General features: G+C 71.6%; 21 protein-coding genes. 18 read left to right on the top strand and 3 right to left on the bottom strand.

What is annotated here, in order from left to right:
- The first annotated feature begins 20 nt into the window (after nt 1-20).
- The 13 genes from pgsA (at nt 21) to dapF (ending at nt 10,605) form a co-directional block, all read left to right on the top strand.
- Nucleotides 21-587 carry a CDP-diacylglycerol--glycerol-3-phosphate 3-phosphatidyltransferase gene (pgsA, locus tag AB0P29_RS13370; protein ID WP_217531379.1) on the top strand — a complete coding sequence of 189 codons (567 nt, stop codon included), beginning with the start codon at nt 21-23 and terminating at the stop codon, nt 585-587.
- Nucleotides 587-1,123 carry a CinA family protein gene (locus AB0P29_RS13365; protein ID WP_217531378.1) on the top strand — a complete coding sequence of 179 codons (537 nt, stop codon included), beginning with the start codon at nt 587-589 and terminating at the stop codon, nt 1,121-1,123. Before pgsA ends, AB0P29_RS13365 begins: the two co-directional genes overlap by 1 nt.
- Nucleotides 1,124-1,272: 149 nt before the next feature.
- Nucleotides 1,273-1,593: a helix-turn-helix transcriptional regulator gene (locus AB0P29_RS13360; protein ID WP_064003188.1), complete on the top strand. Its 321-nt coding sequence runs from the start codon at nt 1,273-1,275 to the stop codon at nt 1,591-1,593.
- A 7-nt stretch (nt 1,594-1,600) separates the two neighbouring features.
- Nucleotides 1,601-1,822: a DUF3046 domain-containing protein gene (locus AB0P29_RS13355; protein ID WP_064003189.1), complete on the top strand. Its 222-nt coding sequence runs from the start codon at nt 1,601-1,603 to the stop codon at nt 1,820-1,822.
- A gap of 226 nt (nt 1,823-2,048) precedes the next feature.
- A complete protein-coding gene (recA, locus tag AB0P29_RS13350) occupies nt 2,049-3,107 on the top strand; it encodes a recombinase RecA (RefSeq protein WP_253034316.1) in 1,059 nt (352 codons plus the stop codon).
- A 2-nt stretch (nt 3,108-3,109) separates the two neighbouring features.
- A complete protein-coding gene (locus AB0P29_RS13345; RefSeq protein WP_363380461.1) occupies nt 3,110-3,817 on the top strand; it encodes a regulatory protein RecX in 708 nt (235 codons plus the stop codon).
- An 83-nt stretch (nt 3,818-3,900) separates the two neighbouring features.
- Nucleotides 3,901-4,821, top strand: a complete 921-nt coding sequence (locus AB0P29_RS13340) for an ABC transporter ATP-binding protein (protein WP_363380458.1) — start codon at nt 3,901-3,903, stop codon at nt 4,819-4,821.
- Complete coding sequence (locus AB0P29_RS13335; protein ID WP_363380454.1) at nt 4,818-5,696, top strand: ABC transporter permease; 879 nt, start codon at nt 4,818-4,820, stop codon at nt 5,694-5,696. The genes AB0P29_RS13340 and AB0P29_RS13335 overlap by 4 nt, the downstream gene beginning before the upstream one ends.
- 48 nt (nt 5,697-5,744) lie before the next feature.
- Nucleotides 5,745-7,301, top strand: coding sequence for a tRNA (N6-isopentenyl adenosine(37)-C2)-methylthiotransferase MiaB (gene miaB, locus AB0P29_RS13330; protein ID WP_363380451.1), 1,557 nt, complete (start codon nt 5,745-5,747; stop codon nt 7,299-7,301).
- A gap of 4 nt (nt 7,302-7,305) precedes the next feature.
- A complete protein-coding gene (miaA, locus tag AB0P29_RS13325) occupies nt 7,306-8,226 on the top strand; it encodes a tRNA (adenosine(37)-N6)-dimethylallyltransferase MiaA (RefSeq protein ID WP_363380449.1) in 921 nt (306 codons plus the stop codon).
- 51 nt (nt 8,227-8,277) lie between these two features.
- On the top strand, nt 8,278-9,129 hold the full coding sequence (locus AB0P29_RS13320; protein ID WP_363380446.1) for an alpha/beta hydrolase: 852 nt from the start codon (nt 8,278-8,280) through the stop codon (nt 9,127-9,129).
- On the top strand, nt 9,122-9,700 hold the full coding sequence (locus AB0P29_RS13315) for a WHG domain-containing protein (protein ID WP_363380443.1): 579 nt from the start codon (nt 9,122-9,124) through the stop codon (nt 9,698-9,700). Before AB0P29_RS13320 ends, AB0P29_RS13315 begins: the two co-directional genes overlap by 8 nt.
- A gap of 38 nt (nt 9,701-9,738) precedes the next feature.
- Nucleotides 9,739-10,605: a diaminopimelate epimerase gene (dapF, locus tag AB0P29_RS13310; protein ID WP_311289782.1), complete on the top strand. Its 867-nt coding sequence runs from the start codon at nt 9,739-9,741 to the stop codon at nt 10,603-10,605.
- 14 nt (nt 10,606-10,619) lie between these two features.
- On the opposite strand, the gene AB0P29_RS13305 is transcribed toward dapF, so the two are convergent.
- The gene (locus tag AB0P29_RS13305) at nt 10,620-11,261 is read right to left on the bottom strand and encodes a methyltransferase (protein WP_363380440.1); all 642 of its coding nucleotides are present in this window, start codon (nt 11,259-11,261) and stop codon (nt 10,620-10,622) included.
- A gap of 78 nt (nt 11,262-11,339) precedes the next feature.
- On the opposite strand from AB0P29_RS13305, the gene hflX reads away from it, so the two are divergent.
- Nucleotides 11,340-12,854: a GTPase HflX gene (gene hflX, locus AB0P29_RS13300; RefSeq protein WP_363380438.1), complete on the top strand. Its 1,515-nt coding sequence runs from the start codon at nt 11,340-11,342 to the stop codon at nt 12,852-12,854.
- Between the two features lie 12 nt (nt 12,855-12,866).
- Here hflX and AB0P29_RS13295 read toward each other — a convergent pair whose 3' ends face one another.
- A complete protein-coding gene (locus AB0P29_RS13295; RefSeq protein WP_363380436.1) occupies nt 12,867-14,765 on the bottom strand; it encodes a prolyl oligopeptidase family serine peptidase in 1,899 nt (632 codons plus the stop codon).
- A gap of 210 nt (nt 14,766-14,975) precedes the next feature.
- Between AB0P29_RS13295 and AB0P29_RS13290 the strand changes: the two genes are divergently transcribed.
- Together AB0P29_RS13290 and metE are read left to right on the top strand one after the other, a co-directional pair.
- The gene (locus AB0P29_RS13290; protein WP_311289786.1) at nt 14,976-15,932 is read left to right on the top strand and encodes a methylenetetrahydrofolate reductase; all 957 of its coding nucleotides are present in this window, start codon (nt 14,976-14,978) and stop codon (nt 15,930-15,932) included.
- Nucleotides 15,929-18,253 (top strand): 5-methyltetrahydropteroyltriglutamate--homocysteine S-methyltransferase, encoded by a 2,325-nt coding sequence (gene metE / locus AB0P29_RS13285; protein WP_363380433.1) that lies wholly within the window; start codon nt 15,929-15,931, stop codon nt 18,251-18,253. The genes AB0P29_RS13290 and metE overlap by 4 nt, the downstream gene beginning before the upstream one ends.
- Before the next feature lie 57 nt (nt 18,254-18,310).
- Here metE and lexA read toward each other — a convergent pair whose 3' ends face one another.
- Complete coding sequence (lexA, locus tag AB0P29_RS13280) at nt 18,311-18,976, bottom strand: transcriptional repressor LexA (protein WP_363380430.1); 666 nt, start codon at nt 18,974-18,976, stop codon at nt 18,311-18,313.
- Nucleotides 18,977-19,253: 277 nt separating this feature from the next.
- On the opposite strand from lexA, the gene AB0P29_RS13275 reads away from it, so the two are divergent.
- Nucleotides 19,254-19,646: a LysM peptidoglycan-binding domain-containing protein gene (locus AB0P29_RS13275; RefSeq protein WP_363380428.1), complete on the top strand. Its 393-nt coding sequence runs from the start codon at nt 19,254-19,256 to the stop codon at nt 19,644-19,646.
- Nucleotides 19,647-19,673: 27 nt separating this feature from the next.
- Nucleotides 19,674-20,747, top strand: coding sequence for a histidinol-phosphate transaminase (locus AB0P29_RS13270; protein ID WP_064003204.1), 1,074 nt, complete (start codon nt 19,674-19,676; stop codon nt 20,745-20,747).
- Nucleotides 20,748-20,771: the final 24 nt, after the last annotated feature.

Here is a 20,771-nt window from a genome sequence, read left to right as displayed (position 1 = left end):
CGACTCGATAGGCTCGGACCGTGACGATCCCGCGGCAGCTCCCGAACGCCATCACGATCCTGCGCATCCTGTGCGCGCCGGTGTTCGTCTGGATGCTCCTCGCCGACGGCGGCTCGGACGGCCCGCTCCGGTGGTGGGCGGCGGTGCTGTTCATCGTCGCGATCGCGACGGACGGCATCGACGGGTATCTCGCCCGCAAGCACGACATCGTGACGGACCTCGGCAAGCTGCTCGATCCGATCGCCGACAAGGTGCTGACTGGCGCCGCCTTCGTGTCGCTGTCCATCCTCGGGGAACTGCCCGTCTGGGTCGTCGTCCTCGTCCTCGTGCGCGAACTCGGGATCACGGTGCACCGCCTCGTCGTGGCCACCGACCACGTGGTGGCGGCCGCCTGGATGGGCAAGCTGAAGACGGTCGCGCAGGCCGTCGCCCTCTCGCTCGCCCTCCTACCGCTCTGGACGGTCGTGGGGGAGTGGATCCACGTCGTCAACACGATCACGATGAGCGTGGCCGTCGTCCTGACCGTCGCCAGCGGGATCGACTACGTCGTCACCGCGCTCCGCTCCCGCACCTCGAGGAAGCCATGATGCGCCGGACGCCCAGCGAACTCCCCGAGGAGCTCGAGCAGACCGCGGTCGCCAGCGGACCCCGCTCCGAGTCCGAGCGGCTCGTCGAGCGACTGAAGGAACTGGGGTGGACCCTCGGTGTCGCCGAGTCGCTCACGGGCGGCCTCGTCGCGGCATCCGTCGTCTCGGTGTCGGGTGCGTCGGCCGTCTTCCGCGGCGGCGTCGTCGCCTACGCCACCGATCTGAAGGAGCGGCTCCTCGGTGTCGACGCGACCCTCCTCGAGGCCCACGGTCCCGTGCATCCGCGGGTGGCGCGCCAGATGGCGGACGGCGTCCGCCGCACCGTCGGCGGCGCCGAGCCCGCCGACGTCGGCATCGCCACGACGGGGATCGCAGGCCCGGTGTCGTCGGACGGGCAGCCGGTGGGAACGGTGCACATCGCCGTCTCCACGCCCCTCGGTTCGCGGGTCGAGTCGCTCCTGTTGGAGGGCGACCGGGACGAGATCCGCACGGCTGCGGCAGCCCGTGCGATCACGCTCGCCGTCGACGCTCTCTGAGGCGGGAATAGCGCTTGTTCCGTGCACGTTACGTCTCGGTGATTCCCATCCATTCCCCAGCGCTCGGGGTCTAGGGTGACATCGAACGTGTTGTACCGTGGTTCCCCCGCAAGGGATTCGGTGGATCGCAGCAGAGGGAGGGCCCACGCATGATCCTGGTTCGTCAAGAGATCGGTGACGTCCTCCGCGACTTCCGTCTGCAGAAGGGTCACACCCTCCGCCAGGTGTCCGGCAAGGCCAGTGTGGCCCTCGGCTACCTGAGCGAAGTCGAGCGCGGGCAGAAGGAGGCGTCGAGCGAGATCCTCGCCGCCGTCGCCGAGGCACTGGATGTGCCGATCTCCGCCATCATGCGCGAGGTGGGCGAGCGCATCTCCGTGCTGGAGGGCTTGCACTCGCTGAGCGACGTCGTCCCGGACGACCTCGCGTCGCTGGGAGAGGACGTCCCCGCTCCCGAGCTGTCACTGCGCTGACCGCTCGATGCGTCACAGCGAGTTCGATCGCGCCGTCTCGGACGAGTTCGGTGCCGGGGGGTCCGCCCTCGTCTCGGATCTGGTGCTCTCCGCCGTGGGTAACAAGACGGCGCGCGAAGCGCTGGACGCCGGCGTCCCGCCTCGCGAGGTCTGGTACGCGCTCTGCGCGGAGACCGACGTCCCCGTCGCCCGCCGACACGGGGCAGGACGGCTCGATCCGCGCCGCTGACCGGCGTGTCGTATCGAAGATGCGTTCGATGCGGGCGTAGTCTCCTTCACAGCGGGTGTCGTAGAGACGTCATCCACGGAAGCAGGCGCCGGCAGATGGATGTCGGAGGGTCCTCCTAACGTGAACGACGTCAGATGACACCCCCGCCCTGTCGCAGAATCCGAACCGTCGGTGACGATCGCGACAGCCTACGGGCGACGGAACCGCGATCACGAAGGAGCACGACATGCCATCACCTGCCGACCGCGAGAAGGCCCTCGAATCGGCCCTCGCCCAGATCGATCGCCAGTTCGGCAAAGGATCGATCATGCGACTGGGCAGCGACGAGCGCGCTCCCGTCGAGGTCATCCCGACCGGTTCCATCGCGCTCGACGTCGCGCTCGGTATCGGCGGCATCCCCCGCGGCCGTGTCGTGGAGATCTACGGTCCGGAGTCCTCGGGTAAGACGACGCTGACGCTGCACGCGATCGCGAACACGCAGCGCGCCGGTGGCATCGCCGCCTTCATCGATGCCGAGCACGCCCTCGACCCCGCCTACGCCGAGAAGCTGGGCGTCGACATCGACGCCCTGCTCGTCTCGCAGCCCGACACGGGTGAGCAGGCGCTCGAGATCGCCGACATGCTGATCCGCTCCGGCGCCATCGACCTCGTCGTCATCGACTCCGTCGCCGCGCTCGTCCCCGAGGCCGAGATCAAGGGTGAGATGGGTGACTCCCACGTGGGTCTCCAGGCGCGCCTCATGTCGCAGGCCCTCCGCAAGATCACGGGTGGTCTGAATCAGACGAAGACGACCGCGATCTTCATCAACCAGCTCCGCGAGAAGATCGGTGTGTTCTTCGGTTCGCCCGAGACCACCGCCGGCGGTAAGGCGCTCAAGTTCTACGCGTCCGTCCGCCTCGACATCCGTCGCATCGAGACGCTGAAGGACGGCTCCGAGGCCGTGGGCAACCGCACACGTGTGAAGGTCGTCAAGAACAAGATGGCGCCTCCCTTCAAGCAGGCGGAGTTCGACATCCTCTACGGTGTCGGGATCTCCCGCGAGGGCAGCCTCATCGACTTCGGCGTCGAGCACGGCATCGTCAAGAAGTCGGGTGCGTGGTACACGTACGAGGGCGAGCAGCTCGGTCAGGGCAAGGAGAACTCCCGCAACTTCCTACTGAAGAACACCGATGTGGCAGCCGAGATCGAGACCAAGATCAAGCAGAAGCTCGGCATCGGTCAGCCCAAGCAGGCTGAAGCGGATGCCGCGACGCCCGACGAGCTGGCGGCTCGCCGCCCGGCCTGATCATGACGGACCGGAACGGGGGCGAGCGCGACTCGCTCGCCCCCGTCATCCCCCTCTTCGGACAGCGGGTCGAGCGCTCATCCGTATCCTCCGGCGATACCGAGGCCCAGCCGTGGCATGCGACATGGATCGGCGAGCGATCGGAATCGGAGCGGGCCGCGCGTGCCGCCCATCCGGCGACGGGAACCCTTCCCGTGGTCGTCCCCGCCGAGGAAGATGAGGCCGCTGCGGCGGCGGAGCGGACGCTGCTGCGAAAACTCCGCACGCGGTCGCTGTCCGTCCGGGAGGCGCGATCGGCTCTCCGAGAGCACGACCTCGACGAGACCGCATCCGAGGGCATCATCGACAGGTTCCTCTCGTTGGGGTACCTCGACGACGCCGCCCTGGCGGAGCAGCTCATCGACAAGGCGACCTCCCGCAAGGCGCAGGGTCGTCAGGCCATCGCGCAGACGCTCTCGCAGCGAGGAATCCCGCGAGAGGTCGTCGACGAGGCGCTTGCGCAGCTTCCCGACGACGAGGCGGAGCGCGCTCTCGAGTTCGCCCGTACCAAGGCGCGCGCACTGATGGGTGTGGAGCGGGATGCCGCGCTGCGGCGGTTGGCGGGGCAGCTCGCCCGACGGGGGTACGGCGCCGTCGCGCTGTCGGTGGCGCGTCAGGCGCTGGATGAGCTCAGCGCGCCTTCGCGGAGCGGGGTTCGTTTCGAGCCGTGACTCCCGTGTCGACGGTGTCGTCGTGCGGCCTCGTCTGACAGACTCGGCCCCACGTGCGCATCGCACGACGGAGAGGGCGTGCAGTGGCGATCGAGGTCGAGGGACTCGTCAAGTCGTACCGGGCGGTGCGGGCGGTGGACGGGATCTCGCTGACCGTCCCCGACGGGCAGCTGTTCGCCTTCCTCGGCGCCAACGGCGCGGGCAAGTCGACGACGATCGGATGCCTCACGACGCTGCTCCGGGCCGATGCGGGTCGCGTGCGCGTGGCCGGCCGGGACGTGGCGGCCGACGGTGAGGCGGTGCGGTCCGAGATCGGCGTCGTCTTCCAGCGCTCGCTGCTCGACGACGGCCTCACAGTGCGGGAGAACCTCGCCCTGCGGGCGACGCTGTCGGGCGTGTCCCGCAGGTGCTTCGGTGTGCGTCTGTCCGAACTGTCCGAGGTGATCGAGCTCGAGGACGTCCTCGGGCGCCCGTACGGACGGCTGTCCGGCGGTCAGCGCCGCCGCGCGGACATCGCGCGCGCCCTCCTTCACGAGCCGGCGATCCTCTTCCTCGACGAACCGACGGCGGGCCTCGACCCCGCCAGCCGCGTCGCTGTCTGGGCCGCGATCGGCAGACTCCGCCGCGAGCGGGGACTCACCGTCTTCCTCACGACCCATTACATGGAGGAGACCGAGGAAGCCGATCAGGTCAGCATCATCGACGCGGGCCGCATCGTGGCCGAGGGGACGCCGACCGAGTTGCGCGCCCGGTTCAGCCGCAGCATCCTCACTGTGACGACCGACGACCCCGCGGCCGTGCTCGCCCATCCCGACGTCGATCCCGCGACGGTCGAACGTGACGGCGAGGTGCTGGTCGTCCCCGTGGCGGGCGCGGACCAGGCCCGCCGCATCCTCGCCGTCCTAGGCGACGGCGTGCGCGACTTCGAGTTCCGGCACGGGCGCATGGACGACGTGTTCCTCGCGCTCACGGGCCGACGGGACGAAACGGAGGAGGCGGCGTGAGGATCGTCGCGGCCATTGTGCGCCGCAACCTCACCCTCTTCTTCCGCGACCGCCTCAACGTCTTCTTCTCGCTGCTGAGCGGTCTCATCCTCTTCCTCCTGTACACGCTCTTCCTCGCGCGGCTGCAGGTCGACGGGCTCGAGCAGTCCCTGCCTCGCGCGAGCCGCGGCGAGATCGAGGCGTTCGTCGACAGTTGGATGCTGTCGGGCATCGTGCTGCTCACGACGGTCACCTCGGGCATCGGCGCCGTCTCGGTGTTCGTGGACGATCGGGCGACGGGGCGGTTCGGCGATTTCCTGGTCGCCCCGATCCGGCGAACGCACCTCGTGCTCGGCTACCTCCTCTCCTCGGTCACCGTCGCCGTGCTCATGTCGGGGATCATCTTCGTCCTCACCGTCGTGCACCTCGGTCTCGTCCGCGGCGCGTGGCTGCCGCCGGAGCAGATCGCCGCTGCCCTCGGGGCGATGCTCCTGTGCTGCGCGGCGTTCACGACTCTCGGGTGCTTCGGAGCGTCGTTCCTCACGACGACCGGGGCCTACTCCGCGTTCTCCACCGTCGTGGGCACCGTGCTGGGGTTCGTCGCGGGCTCGTACATCCCGGTCGGCTCGCTGCCCGAGACCGTGGCCGACGTCATCAACGCGCTGCCGTTCGCGCAGGGGGCGATGCTGCTGCGGCGCCCCTTCACGGAGGGCACGCTCCAGGCGGTGACGGGTGGCGACACGAAGGCCGTCGCCGACCTGTCGGAGTTTTACGGCATCGACATCGCCGTCGGGGCCGCGACGGTGCCCGCGTGGGCGGCCGTCACGATCCTGCTGGCTGTGGCGGTCGTCTTCAGCGCCATCTCGGCGGGCCGCCTCCGTTCGCTCCTGCGCTGAGCGGCGCCGCCTCCGGTACCGCGACGCGGCTCGTAGAATGGCCTGATCATGACCAGCCCTTCCGCTGCCCCCACCCTTATCGCCCCGTCCGCCGCCGCGCTCGCCGCCGACGGCCGGCCGCGCACCTACGAGGTGCGGACGTTCGGGTGCCAGATGAACGTCCACGACTCCGAGCGGCTTTCGGGTTCGCTCGAGTCGGCCGGGTACGTGCGCGCCGATGCGGGGACCGAGGCCGATGTCGTCGTGATCAACACGTGCGCGGTGCGCGACAACGCGGCGGGCAAGCTGTACGGCACGCTCGGTCACCTCAAGAGCCGCAAGGACAAGCACGACGGCATGCAGATCGCCGTCGGCGGGTGCCTGGCCCAGATGGACAAGGATGCCGTCCAGCAGAAGGCGCCCTGGGTCGACGTGGTCTTCGGTACCCACAACATGGGGTCGCTTCCGAGCCTCCTCGAGCGTGCCCGCCACAACGGCGAGGCGGAGCTCGAGATCCTGGAGTCTCTCGAGGTGTTCCCCTCGACCCTCCCCACCAAGCGCGACTCCGCGCACAGCGGCTGGGTCTCCATCTCGGTCGGCTGCAACAACACGTGCACGTTCTGCATCGTCCCGAGCCTGCGCGGCAAGGAGAAGGACCGTCGCCCCGGCGACATCCTGAACGAGATCCGGCTGCTCGTCGAGGACGGCGCGATCGAGGTCACCCTGCTCGGTCAGAACGTCAACAGTTACGGCGTCGAGTTCGGCGACCGGCAGGCCTTCAGCAAGCTCCTCCGCGCCGCCGGCGAGATCCCCGGTCTCGAGCGGGTGCGCTTCACGAGCCCGCACCCGGCCGCCTTCACCGACGACGTGATCGATGCGATGGCCGAGACCCCCGCGGTCATGCCGCAGCTGCACATGCCCCTGCAGTCGGGATCGGACCGCATCCTCAAGGCGATGCGTCGTTCGTACCGCAGCGAGCGGTTCCTCGGCATCCTCGACCGTGTGCGCGAGAAGATGCCGCACGCCGCGATCTCGACGGACATCATCGTCGGGTTCCCCGGCGAGACCGAGGAGGACTTCGAGGACACGATGCGTGTCGTCGAGCAGGCGCGGTTCGCCGGCGCGTTCACCTTCCAGTACTCGATCCGCGAGGGCACGCCCGCGGCGACCATGCCCGACCAGGTGCCGAAGGAGGTCGTGCAGGAGCGTTACAACCGCCTCGTCGCCCTCCAGGAGCGGATCTCGCTCGAGGAGAACCAGGCCCAGCTCGGTCGCACGGTCGAGGTGCTCGTGTCCACCGGGGAGGGGAAGAAGGATGCCGCGACCCGCCGCCTGACCGGTCGCGCCGCGGACAACCGCCTCGTGCACTTCGAGGTTCCCGACGGATCGCCGACGCCGCGCCCCGGCGACGTCGTCACGACGGTGATCACCCACGCCGCTCCGTTCCACCTGCTCGCCGACAGCCCCGACGGCGCGCCGCTGCGCATCCGCCGCACGCGGGCCGGCGACGCGTGGGACCGCGCGCAGGCGGACTCCTGCGGCGTGCCCGTCCCGGCGGGGGAGGCAGGGCCCCGCGCGGTCTCGCTCGGTCTGCCGGCGCTGCGCACCGCGACGCCCGGGCTCTGATCCCGTGGGCGCGGCGCGCCTGTGGGCGATCGTCGGCGCGACCGGCACCGGCAAGACCGCGCTGTCGCTGGAGATCGCCGAGGAGCTGATCCGTCGCGGTCGGCCGGCCGAGATCGTGAACGCCGACGCCATGCAGCTCTACCGCGGCATGGACATCGGGACGGCCAAACTGCCCGAGGCGGAGCGTCGCGGCATCCCGCATCACCTCTTCGACGAGTTCGACGTGACCGAGGACGTCGCCGTCGCGGTCTACCAGGAGCGCGCGCGGGCGGCGATCCGCGGGATCTTCGACCGCGGTGGCGACGCGATCCTCGTCGGCGGGTCTGGCCTCTACGTCTCGAGTGTCGTCTTCGACTTCCGGTTCCCGCCGCGCGATCCCGCCCTGCGCGCCCGTCTCGAGGCGGACCTCGACGCGCACGGCGCCGAGGCGCTCCTCGCCCGCATCCGGGAGGTGGACCCGGATGCCGCCGGCCGTCTCGATCCGCGCAACGGCAGGCGCGTCGTCCGCGCCCTCGAGGTGCTCCTGCAGGGCGCCGACACGCACGGCGCCGCGCTGCCGGACGCGCCCGTGCTGTGGCATCCCGACACGACGATCGTGGGCGTAAACCTCGAGCGCGAGGAGCTCGTGCAGCGACTCGACGAGCGGGTGCGCGGGATGTGGCGGGACGGTCTGCTCGCCGAGGTCGAGACGTTGCGGGCGCAGCGGCTCGAGTCGGGCCCGACCGCGCCCCGCGCAATCGGCTACGCGCAGGCCCTCGCGCAGCTCGCGGGCCGGATGACCGAGGACGAGGCGATCGCCGAAACCCAAGCGCTGACGCGGCGGTACGCCCGCCGTCAGGTGTCGTGGTTCCGCCGGTACCCCGGGATCCGGTGGGTGGATGCCGGGACCCCCGGCGCCCGACTGGTCGACGAGTTGACAAGCTAAAGCTAATAGCCGTAGCCTGAACGCATCGCAGCCGATGCGGAAAGGACGACGATGCAGGAGAAGCTGGAGATCGACGGCGGAGAGCTCGCCGTCGACGTGGTCGGGCAAGGTCCGTTGGTCGTCCTCGCGCACGGGATGGGCGACTCGCGGCGCTCCTACCGTTTCGTCGTGCCGAGGCTCGTCGAGGCGGGGTTCCGCGTGGCGAACGTCGACATCCGCGGCTGCGGGGAATCGAGCCCCACGTGGGCGGCATACGGTCGCGGCGACATCGCCGAGGACCTCCTCACGGTCATCCGTCACCTCGGCGGCCCCACGGTCATCATCGGCCAGTCGATCAGCGGGGGAGCGGCGACGATCGCCGCCGCGCGCGCCCCGCAGGACGTCGCCGGTGTCATCGAGCTCGCCCCCTTCACGCGCGCGCAGCGATTCGATCTGCGGGGCATGATCCGGAGTCCGCGCCATCGGCGGGGGATGACGCATCTCGCGAGCATGATGCTCCGCGGCAGCGTGCCCGCCTGGCTCCGCTACCTCGACCTCGCCGTCCCGGACAAGCCCGACGACTGGGCGGACGAACGGGCGCACATCGCTCGCCACCTCGCCGATCGGGAGCGCATGGCGGCGCTCCGGGCGATGGGGCGGACCAGCCCGGCGGACGCGGGGGAGCAGCTTCCCCGCGTGACGGTGCCCGTTCTCGTGGTGATGGGGTCCGCCGACCCGGACTGGGCGGACCCGCGTGTCGAGGGCGAGGGCATCGTCGCCGCGCTCCCGCCCGGTGTCGGTCGTCTCTCGGTCATCGACGGGGCCGGGCACTATCCGCACGTCGAACGTCCCGACGAGGTGGTCGAGCTGGTACTGCCGTTCCTCCGCTCGCTCCTTCCGGCCGGCGAGGCGGCGGATGCCTAGGGCGGGCCTGGACGTCGACGCCGTCACCCGCGCCGCGGCCGAGCTGATCGACGAGCAGGGGCTCCCCGCGCTGACGATGACCGCGTTGGCCGAGCGTGTCGGTGTCCGGCCGCCGTCGCTCTACAAGCACGTCTCCGGCGGGCTCCCCGAGCTCGGCCATCGCGTGGCGACCCTGGCGGCGCAGGAGCTCGCGGCGCTATTCCGCGACGCTCGGTCCGCACAGGGCGGGGAGCCGTCGCTCGCCGATGTCGCCGCGGCGTTCCGGCGCTACGTCTCGGACCATCCCGGTCGGTACGCGGCGTCCACCGCAGCCGAACCGAAAGACGATGACGACCCGCTCGCCCACGCGCTCAGCGACAGCCTCGACGCGCTCGGCGGAGTACTCGACCGGTACGGTCTGCCGCGGACGGAGCACGTCCACGCCATCCGCATGCTGCGCAGCATCCTCCACGGCTTCGCCGTCCTGGACGCCGCGCACGGCTTCCGGATCGACGTCGATGTCGAGGCGAGCGTCGCCTGGTCGCTCGAACTGATGGACGCCGGCCTCCGGGTCGCGCGCCCCTCGCGGTGACCGGCGTCCGCGCCGCGGCCCGCGCCTAGACTGGTCGGGTGTCGACGATCGCATTCACGAAGGGCCACGGGACGGGCAACGACTTCGTCGTGGTCGCCGATCCCGACGGCGATTTGCACCTGACCGGCGAGCAGATCGCCGCCCTCACCGATCGTCGCTTCGGCATCGGCGGTGACGGGCTGTTGCGGGTCGTGCGCTCCTCGGCCATCGACGCCGGTGCGCAGACGCCCGATGCCGAATGGTTCATGGACTACCGCAACGCCGACGGATCCGTCGCCGAGATGTGCGGCAACGGGGTCCGCGTCTTCGTGAAGTACCTGCTCAGCGCCGGGCTCGCGACGCTCGCGCCGGGCGAGACCCTCCGCATCGGCACCCGCGCCGGCACCAAGACCGTCACCCTCGCCGACAACGGCTTCGAGGTCGACCTGGGCCTGTGGCGACCGACGGCGAACGAGGTCCTCGTCCGCGCCCGCGGGCTCAAGGTCGCCCGACCCGGTCTCGGCATCGACGTCGGCAACCCGCACGTCGTCGTCGCGCTCTCCAGCGAGGACGAGCTCGCCGGGCTGGACCTGTCCGTGCAGCCGCTCCTCGACCCGGAGCCCGCCGCCGGCGCGAACGTCGAGTTCGTCGTCCCCGAGGAGCCCCTCGTCACCGACGGCGTCGGCGCCATCCGCATGCGCGTGTTCGAGCGCGGCGTGGGCGAAACCCTTTCGTGCGGGACGGGGGTCGCGGCATCCGCGCTCGCCGTCCGTCACTGGGCCGGCACCGGTGCGCCGGACCGTTGGACCGTCGACGTGCCGGGCGGTCGCCTGGGCGTCCGGGTGGTCCGGACGGATGCGGGGGAGCGGGTGCTCCTCTCGGGGCCGGCATCCCTCGTCTTCTCCGGCGAGATCACCCTCGCCTGAGTCGGACGGCGACGTCAGGGGAGCGGGATCGTGCCCGTCGCGGGCGTGCCGTGGCGGCGCACCTTCAACACGCGGAAGCCGCGTCCGGTCGCCGCGCGGCTGACCGAATAGCCGCGGTCCAGCGAGGCGGCGAGCCAGCGCTGCAGCGAATCGGAGCCGAGGTTGCGCTGGACGACGAGCCACGCGTCGCTGCGTTCGGCGAGCCGGGGGATCCAGGTCTCGAGCATCCCGTGCAGGACGTCCTTGCCCACCCGGATCGGGGGGTTCGAGCGGATCGTGCGGAAGGCGACGTCCTCCGGAACATCTTCGGGCTGCACGGCGTTGACATTGTCGAGGCCGAGTTCCTCCGCGTTGCGGCGGACGAGGTCGAGAGCCCGCTCGTTGACGTCCACGGCCCAGACGGTGGCGCGCGGGGCGTCGAGGGCGAGGGACAGCGCGATCGGACCCCAGCCGCATCCGAGGTCGAGCAGATGCCCGCCTGCCGGTGGTGGGGGAGTGTTCGCCAGGAGCACCGCCGTCCCGCCGTCGATGTGGTCGGGACTGAACACCCCGCCCGCCGTCGTCACCTCGACATCGCGACCGGCGAGGGACACACGGATGCGGCGGAGGTTCTCAGAGCTGGACGGGGACGCGCTGAAGTAATGGTCGCTCCCCATGCGACGAGCGTAGCGGAGGCGGTCCCGGGCGCGGGAAGCTAGAGTTCACGGATGGCCGCGAGGCCGCGAAAGGATCACATGACAGACACCACCACCCCTGCCACGACGGACGAACCGGTGGACCCGGTCGACCGCGTGCTCGCGCGCGCCGAAGCGCGTTCGGGGGTGCGCGTGTTCGGCGCCGCACAGGCGTTGCAGGACGAGAGCACCGTCGCCTACGGCGACACCGACGGCGAGCAGTGGGACCGCGAGGAGCGCGCTGCGCTGCGCCGCGTCCCCGGCCTGTCGACCGAACTCGAGGACGTCACCGAGGTCGAGTACCGGCAGCTGCGCCTCGAGAACGTCGTCCTCGTGGGCGTCTACCCGCAGGGATCGACGGAGGATGCCGAGAACTCGCTGCGCGAGCTCGCGGCGCTCGCCGAGACCGCCGGTGCCGTCGTCCTCGACGGCGTGTTGCAGCGGCGTCCGCACCCCGACCCGGCGACCTACATCGGCCGCGGGAAGGCCGCGGAGCTGCGCGACCTCGTCGTCGCCGTCGGCGCCGACACCGTCATCGCCGACACCGAGCTCGCCCCCAGCCAGCGGCGTGCGCTCGAGGACGTCGTCAAGGTCAAGGTCATCGACCGCACGACCGTCATCCTCGACATCTTCAGCCAGCACGCCAAGAGCCGCGAGGGCAAGGCGCAGGTCGAGCTCGCCCAACTCGAGTACCTCCTCCCGCGCCTGCGCGGGTGGGGTGACTCGATGAGCCGTCAGGCGGGTGGTCAGGTCGGTGCCGGCGGTGCCGGTATGGGCTCGCGTGGTCCCGGTGAGACGAAGATCGAGCTCGACCGTCGCCGCATCCGCACCCGCATGGCGATGCTGCGCCGGCAGATCCGCGACTTCGCGCCAGCCCGCGACGCCAAGCGCGCCGAGCGCAAGCGCAACACGATCCCCTCGATCGCGATCGCGGGGTACACGAACGCCGGCAAGTCGAGCCTGCTGAACAAGCTCACGAGCGCGGGTGTTCTCGTCGAGAACGCCCTGTTCGCGACCCTGGATGCCACGGTGCGCCGGGCCCAGGCCGCCGACGGACGCGTCTACACCCTCACCGACACCGTCGGGTTCGTCCGCAACCTGCCGCACCAGCTGGTCGAGGCGTTCCGCTCGACGCTCGAGGAGGTCGGCGATGCCGACGTCATCGTGCACGTCGTCGACGGGTCGCACCCCGATCCGGCGGCGCAGCTGGCGACCGTGCGCGACGTGATGGGCGACGTGGGCGCTCGTTCGACGAACGAGATCGTCGTCTTCAACAAGGCCGACCTCATCGACCCCGACACGCGGCTCGTGCTGCGCGGGCTCGAGCCGAAGGCCCACTTCGTCTCGTCCCGGACGGGCGAAGGCGTCGCCGAGCTGCGCGCGACGATCGAGGACGCCCTGCCGTTGCCGGCCGTCGAGGTCCGGGCGCTCGTGCCGTACGACCGCGGCGACCTCGTCAACGCGGTCCACGAGTCCGGTCACATCCTGTCGACGCGCCACGAGGAGGGTGGCACCGCCGTCCACGCGCACGTGTCGGAGCGACTCGCCGCGGAGCTCGCGCCGTTCACCCGCTGAGCGCGCCCGCGGTCAGCTGAGCGTGATCGCGGGGACGCCGGGCGTCTCGAAACCGAACACCTCGCCCAGGAAGGCGAGTTCGGACTCGAGCGCGTGGATGACGTTCTCCGCCCGTCGGAAGCCGTGCCCCTCGCCGTCGTACAGGACGTAGGCGTGGGGCACGCCCTTCGCCGCCAGCGCGTCCCGGATCGCCTCGGCCTGCGACGGCGGCACCACCGCGTCGTCGGCGCCCTGCAGCAGGAGCACCGGCACGCGGAAGCCCTCCGTGTGGCCGAGGGGTGAGCGTTCGAGGTAGAGCGCCTCGGCCTCGGGCAGGGGCCCGATGAGCCCGTCGAGGTAGCGCGCCTCGAAGTCGTGGGTGTCGGTCGCCAGCAGCCGCGCATCCCCCACCCCGTAGCGGGAGATGCCCGCGCTGAACACGTCCGTCCCGACGAGGGCGGCGAGGACGGTCCACCCGCCGGCGGAACCACCGGCGATCGCGATGCGGGCGGCATCCGCTCGTCCCTCCGCCGCGAGACCGGATGCCGCGGCTGCCACGTCGTCGCGGTCGACGACGCCCCACTGCCCCCGCAGTCGTTCGCGGTAGGCGCGTCCGTACCCGGTCGAGCCGCCGTAGTTGACCTCGAGGACGCCGATGCCGCGGCTCGTGAAGAAGGTGATTCGGCTGTCGGCGACGCCGCCGACGTGCGCCGTCGGGCCGCCGTGCACGAGGACGAGGTACGGCGGCAGTTCGCCCTCGGGGGCGGCGCAGTCCGGGCTCGTCGGCGGGTGGTCGTAGGTGTGGACGCCGCCGTGCGGTCCGGGGACGGTCAGCGGGCGCACCGGCGGGATCCACTCCGCGCCCAGACCCGAGGGTGTGCCGCGGACGAGGCGCGCGCGTCCGTCCGGGGCGATCTCCCAGATGCCGGTGATCCCAGGGCCCGCCCCCGAGACGAGCGCGCGCGAGCCCGCCACGTCCTCGACGACGACCCGCGACCGCGCCGGCACGTCGGTGACGGTGACGGCACCGTCCGCGTCGATCCGGACGACCTCGTCCGCTCCGTTCGTGCGGACGGCGACGAATCCGCCGTCGGCGAGCGGGGCGTACCACCGCACGCCGAGCACCCACAGGCCGCCGCCGGTGTCCGCGTCCGCGGGTGCGACCGGCACGGATCCCTCGGGCGATGCCGCGTCTTCGCGGCGGAGGTTCCACCGCCCCGTCGGGTCGTCGACGAAGACGAGGCGGCCCGCGGCATCCCACTCCGGCTGCAGCGCGGCGGTCGCGCCCGACGTCACCGTCCGCCAGGTCGACACGAGGCCGTCGTCGAGCTCCGCGACGCGGACCTGCGTGCGGTCCCACGGCATGTCCGGGTGGTCCCACGCGACCCAGGCGAGCCGCCGGCCGTCGGGCGACAGGGCGGGCTGAGCGAGGAAGTCGCTCCCGGTGACGAGCTCACGCACCTCGCCGCCCGCGGGCGGGATCGCAACGATCGACCGGCGGGGGACGGGGGAGTCGTCGTGGACCTCCCGGACGGCCAGCAGGGTGCCCGCCTGCCAGCGCAGGCCGCCGTGGCGGGCGCGGTCGTCGACCGGGGTGAGGGCCTCGGGCTCGCCGCCGGGGCGCAGCATCCAGACGCGCTGGTCTGTCTTCTCGACGAAGAACAGACGGCCGTCGTCGGAGGTCGTCCACGACCCACCGCCGTACTCGTGCACGCGGGACCGGGCGCTCCAGGGCGCGGGCAGCACGTCGATCGCGGTGCCGTCGTCGGCCGCGCGGCGCACCGTCGTCCGGCCGCCCTCGTTGGGCAGGGACTCACCCCACCAGATCTCGTCGCCGACGTACCGTGCGCTGTCGAACCGCGCGGCCGCGGCGGAGGCGTCGGCGGCGGACAGCGGCGAGATCCAGGAACCGTAGGGGGCGATCGTCGTCATGGCTCCACGGTACGCGGCGGCCGGATCGAAACCGGGCGTCACATGCCCGTCACGGCGCCGACCCGCGTGGCAGCATGAGGGCATCAACAGTGGCCCGGAACCCCGGGCCCGGAGCGACAGCCGAGCCCGGCACCCGCCCGCGATGTCCCCGCACCCGTGTGTGCGGTCCGCGGCCGCCAGGCCTTTCCGTCCCGTCTCCGGAGCACCGCCATGTCGATCATCCAGCCCCCGTCGGTCACGACGGTGCCGGTCTCGTTCGAGGTCTACCCGCCGCGCAGCGACGCGTCCTACGCCGCCCTCTACGAGACGATCGACCGGCTCGCCGCCGTCGACCCCGCCTTCATCTCCGTCACCTACGGCGCCGGCGGCTCCGGCGGCGGTCGCTCCCTCGAGGTGCTCACGCACATCCTGCGCGAGACGCGCGTCGAGCCGTTGGCGCACCTGACCTGCATCGGCAGCTCGTACGCCGAGGCGACGGCCCTCATCCGCGAGTTCCTCGACGCCGGCATACGCTCCTTCCTGGCGCTGCGGGGGGATCCGCCGGCGGGAGCCGGAGAGGATGCGGCGGCGCTCGGCGACCTCGAGAGTGCGGCCCAGCTGGTGCAGCTCATCGACCGCGTGCAGGCCGAGACGTCCCCGTACACCGAGGAGCCCATCCCCGGCGTCCCGGGCGCCGCCCGCGTCGAGCGGCGGCCGAGCGTCGACATCGCCGTCGCCGCCTTCCCCAACGGCCACCCGCGCTCGCGGTACCCCGCCGAGCACATCGACGCCCTCCTCGCGAAGCAGGCCGCGGGGGCGACCCTCGCGATCACCCAGTTGTTCTTCCACGCCGACGACTACCTTGCCTTCGTCGCCCGCGCCCGCAGTGCCGGGGTCGAGATCCCGATCCTGCCGGGCATCATGCCGATCACCTCGCCCTCCCGACTGCGCCGCGTCATCGAGCTGACGGGCGAGCAGGTCCCCGGCACCCTCGCCGTCGACCTCGACGTCGAGCCCACCGCCGACGGTCGCCGCGAGATCGGTGTCCGATACGCCGCCGATCTCTGCCGGGCCGTCCTCGCGGGCGGTGCCCCCGGCATCCATCTCTACGCCTTCAACAATCACGACACCGTCCTCGCCACCCTGCGCGAGGCGGGCATCATCCCCGCGACAGAGGAGACCTCATGACCGCCTTTCCCGCCGGAACGATCCTCGGCTACCCCCGCATCGGCCGTCGCCGCGAACTCAAGCGCGCCGTCGAGGCCCACTGGAGCGGCGCGCTCGACGAGGCGGGACTCGAGTCCGTCGCCGCCGACCTGCGCCGGACCACCCGCGCCCGCCTCGCCGAGCTCGGGCTGGGTCGCGGTGACTCGTCGATCCCCGAGACGTTCTCCTTCTACGACCAGGTCCTCGACGTCGCCGCGGCCGTCGGCGCCCTTCCCGAGCGGTTCGCGCACCTGCGTGCGGAGGACGGGTCGGTGCCGCTGTCGGCCCTGTTCGCCGCCGCCCGCGGCGTGGGCGAGGCCGCGCCGCTGGAGATGACGAAGTGGTTCGACACGAACTACCACTACCTCGTGCCCGAGATCGGCCCCGAGACGCGGTTCGCCCTCTCGAGCGATCGGTTCACGCGGCAGGTGGCGGAGGCCGTCGCGGACGGATACGTCACCCGTCCGGTGCTCGTCGGCCCGGTCACCTTCCTCGCCCTCGCGAAAGGGACGGATGCCGCGGCCCCCGGCACGCGCCCGCTGGACCGGCTCGACGACCTGCTGCCCGTGTACGTCGAGCTGCTCGCCGCTCTCCGCGACGCAGGGGCGCAATGGGTGCAGATCGACGAGCCGGCCCTCGTGAGCCAGTCGCTCGGGTACTCGGACGACGAGCTCGCGACCGCCGCCGCCCGCTCACTCGACGTCCTCACCGCCTCCGGCGACCGTCCCGAGATCCTGGTCGCCGCCGGATACGGCGCGCTCTCCGAGCCCGCCTGGCGCGCGATCGCCGCCTCCGCCGCCGAGGGCCTCGCGATCGACCTCACCCGCGGCGGCGTGCCGTCGCCCGTCGCGGGACTCGACGACAAGGTGATCGTCGCGGGCGTCGTCGACGGCCGGAACGTCTGGCGGGGCGACCTCGCCGGCGCGGCGGACGTGCTCGACGCGGTCGGCGGCCTCGGCGCCGCGGCCGTCGCGGTCGGCACCTCGACGTCGCTGCAGCACGTGCCGCACGACCTCGCCGACGAGCCCGACCTCGATCCCCGCCTCGTGTCCTGGCTCGCCTTCGCCGATCAGAAGGTCTCCCAGGTGACGACCCTGGCACGCGGGCTCGCCGACGGTCGCGACGCGATCGCCGGGGAGTTGGATGCCGCGACGGCCGCCCTCGCCGACCGCCGCTCGGCGCCCGGGGTCCAGGACGGCGCCGTCCGCGCCCGTGCCGGCGGGCTCACCCCGGCAGCCCGATCCCGCACCCCGTTCGAGGTGCGTGCCGCCGCACAGGACGCGGTGCTGGGTCTGCCGGCGCTCCCGACGACCACGATCGGATCCTTCCCGCAGACCGCCGAGATCCGCCGGGCGCGCGCCCGCGCGACGCGCGGCGAGATCGACGAGGCGACCTACGAAGGGTTCCTCCGCGACGAGATCGCGCGCGTCATCGCTCTGCAGGAGGACATCGGGCTCGACGTCCTCGTGCACGGCGAGCCCGAGCGCAACGACATGGTGCAGTACTTCGCCGAGAACCTCGACGGGTTCGCCGTCACCCGCAACGGGTGGGTGCAGTCCTACGGCTCCCGCGCGACGCGCCCGTCGATCCTGTGGGGGGACGTCTCGCGCCCCGCACCCATCACGGTGCCGTGGGCGGCCTACGCGCAGTCGCTGTCCGCCGCGCCCGTCAAGGGCATGCTGACCGGACCCGTCACGATCCTCGCCTGGTCCTTCGTCCGCGACGACCAGCCGCTCGGCGAGACGGCCGACCAGGTCGCCCTCGCGCTCCGCGACGAGATCGCCGACCTCGAGCGGGCGGGCATCGCGATCGTGCAGGTCGACGAGCCGGCGCTCCGGGAGCTCCTGCCGCTGCGGACCGCCGATCAGCCGGCGTACCTCGACTGGTCGGTCGGGTCCTTCCGGCTCGCCACCGCGGGCGCCGCCGACGAGACCCAGATCCACACGCACCTCTGCTACTCCGAGTTCGGGGTCGTGATCGACGCGATCGCGGCGCTCGATGCCGACGTCACGTCGATCGAGGCCGCTCGCAGTCGGGGTGAGGTCATCCCGGAGGTGGCGGCATCCGGATTCGCCCACGGCATCGGACCGGGCGTCTACGACATCCACTCGCCGCGCGTGCCGTCCGTCGACGAGGTGTCGTCGCTGCTCGAGCGCGCCGTCGCGGAGCTCGACGTCCGTCGCCTGTGGGTGAACCCGGACTGCGGTCTGAAGACGCGCGGGTACGACGAGACGGTCGCCTCCCTCCGCCACATCGTCGCGGCGGCTCGCGCGGTCCGCGCCGAGGTGGGCGCCGGGGTCTGACGCCGCAACGAAGAGAGGGGATGCCGCCCGGCATCCCCTCTCTTCGTGTGCGCGCCGTCACACGGCGCGCAGGACCGCGACGACCTTGCCCAGGACGACCGCGTCGTCGCCGAGGATCGGCTCGAAGGCCGAGTTGCGGGGGAGCAGCCACGTGTGACCGTCGCGCTGGCGGAAGGTCTTCACCGTCGCCTCGCCGTCGAGTATGGCGGCGACGATCTCGCCGTTGTCGGCGGTGGCCTGCGAGCGGACGACGACCCAGTCGCCGTCGCAGATCGCGGCGTCGATCATCGAGTCGCCCGACACCTTCAGCATGAACAGTTCGCCCTTGCCGACGAGCTGACGCGGGAGGGGGAAGATCTCCTCGACCTGCTGGTCGGCGGTGATGGGGACGCCGGCGGCGATCCGGCCGACCAGCGGCACCATCGCCGCGTCGCCGACGCTCGGGGCGACGTCCGCAGGGTTCTCGCCCGCCGAGCCCGGCAGATCGATGAGGACCTCCATGGCGCGCGTCTTGCCGGGGTCGCGACGGAGGTAGCCGCTCAGCTCGAGCTGATTGAGCTGATGGGTGACGCTCGAGAGCGACTTGAGGCCGACGGCGTCGCCGATCTCGCGCATGCTCGGCGGGTATCCGTGACGGGCGATGGAGCGCTGGATCACCTCGAGGATGGCGAGCTGCTTGTCGCTCAGGCTCTTGCGCCGACGCGTCTGCGGCTTGTCGCTCATGTCGTTCCTTTCGTCACCCCGGGGTCCCTCCGGGAGCACTCGCCTTCGAATGTCGGAGGTTGGTGATGGGCTCTGGTCATCGAAACCGTATCCGGTGTCGATCGGATCGTCCCGTAGCCGACCGCGTGTCGTCTTCGATCGATCTGCGGACAACCGCACCCTTGACAGTCTACGAACTTCGAAGATAGGTTCGGAAGAGAACTTCGCACCCGTCCGTCCCGGCCGACGGGCGGGGGCGAAGATCTCATCTGACCGGGGTCACCCCGAGGAGGACACCATGAACTCGATCACCGCGACCACCAGCACCGCGACCACCAGCACCGCCGCTGCGCCTGTCGTGCGCACGCGCCTCCGGATGACCACGCGGGGCCGCCGTGTCCTCGCCACGCTCGCCGCACTGCCCGTGGTCGTCGCGCTGGGCGTCGGCATCCTCTCCAGCGGGGGTGCCCTCGCGAGCGGCGACGCGGGGGCGTCCGCGGGGTCTTTCGACACCGTGACCGTGATGCCCGGCGAATCGCTGTGGAGCATCGCGCAGGACATCGCGCCCGACAGCGACCCGCGCGACGTCATCGACGAGATCGTCCGCCTCAACGCGCTGTCGTCCTCGGCGGTGGACGCCGGTCAGTCGATCGCGATCCCGGCCACCTACTCGGCGCAGGCGGGCGAGTAAGGCCGCGGCACGTCCTACGATGGCGGGGTGAGTGCCAGTCTCGACGACCTCCCCCTCCGCGACGACCTGCGCGGCAAGATCCCCTACGGCGCCCCGCAGGCGTCGCTGCCCGTGACGCTCAACGTCAACGAGAACACCCACCCGGTTCCCGAAGAGGTCGCGGACGACATCCTCGACGGCATCGCGCAGGCGCTGCGGGACATCAACCGCTACCCCGACCGTGAGTTCACGGCTCTGCGCGAGGGGTTCGCGGATTACCTGGGCCACGGTCTCGAACCGGATCAGATCTGGGCGGCCAACGGGTCGAACGAGGTCCTCCAGCACATCCTGCAGGCGTTCGGTGGGCCGGGACGCACGGCGTTCGGGTTCGCGCCGACGTACTCCATGTACCCGCTGCTCACGGGCGCGACGGGCGCCACCTACGTGAGCGGTACGCGCGGCGACGACTTCACCCTGTCCGCAGCGGATGCCGCCGAGCAGATCGAACGTGCTCAGCCGGACGTGGTCTTTCTCTGCACACCGAACAACCCCACGGGCACGCCGCTGTCGCTCGAGGTCATCGAGGCCGTCTACGAGGCCTCCCGGGGCATCGTGATCGTCGATGAGGCGTACCAGGAGTTCGCCCCGCGCGACGAGCCGTCCGCGCTCACGCTGCTTCACGACCGCGAGCGTCTCGTCGTGTCGCGCACGATGAGCAAGGCCTTCGCCTTCGCCGGGGCGCGCGTGGGCTACCTCGCCGCCGATCCCGCGCTCATCGACGCGCTCCGCCTGGTGCGCCTGCCGTATCACCTCAGCGCACTCACCCAGGCCGCGGCCACGGCAGCCCTCCGCCACGCCCCGACGATGCTCCGCATGGTCGACGACATCGTCGCGCAGCGCGACCGCATCTCGGCGACCCTGTCGGCGCTCGGGTACTCGCCGTACGAGAGCTGGTCCAATTTCGTCCTCTTCGGGGGCGTGGACGACCCGGCGGCGACCTGGCAGGGTCTCTACGACCGCGGCGTCCTCATCCGCGACGTCGGCCTGCCGCACACCCTCCGCGTCACGGCGGGCAGCGAAGAGGAGTCGACGGCGTTCCTCGAGGCGCTCGCCTCCCTCTGAGCCGACGTCCGTCACGGGCGCGGT

This window comes from Microbacterium sp. NPDC080220, from assembly GCF_040686395.1.
In the GTDB taxonomy this organism is placed as follows: domain Bacteria; phylum Actinomycetota; class Actinomycetes; order Actinomycetales; family Microbacteriaceae; genus Microbacterium; species Microbacterium gawkjiense.
Note: the sequence above shows the minus strand (reverse complement) of the source record. Positions and strands in the feature narration are given on the sequence as shown.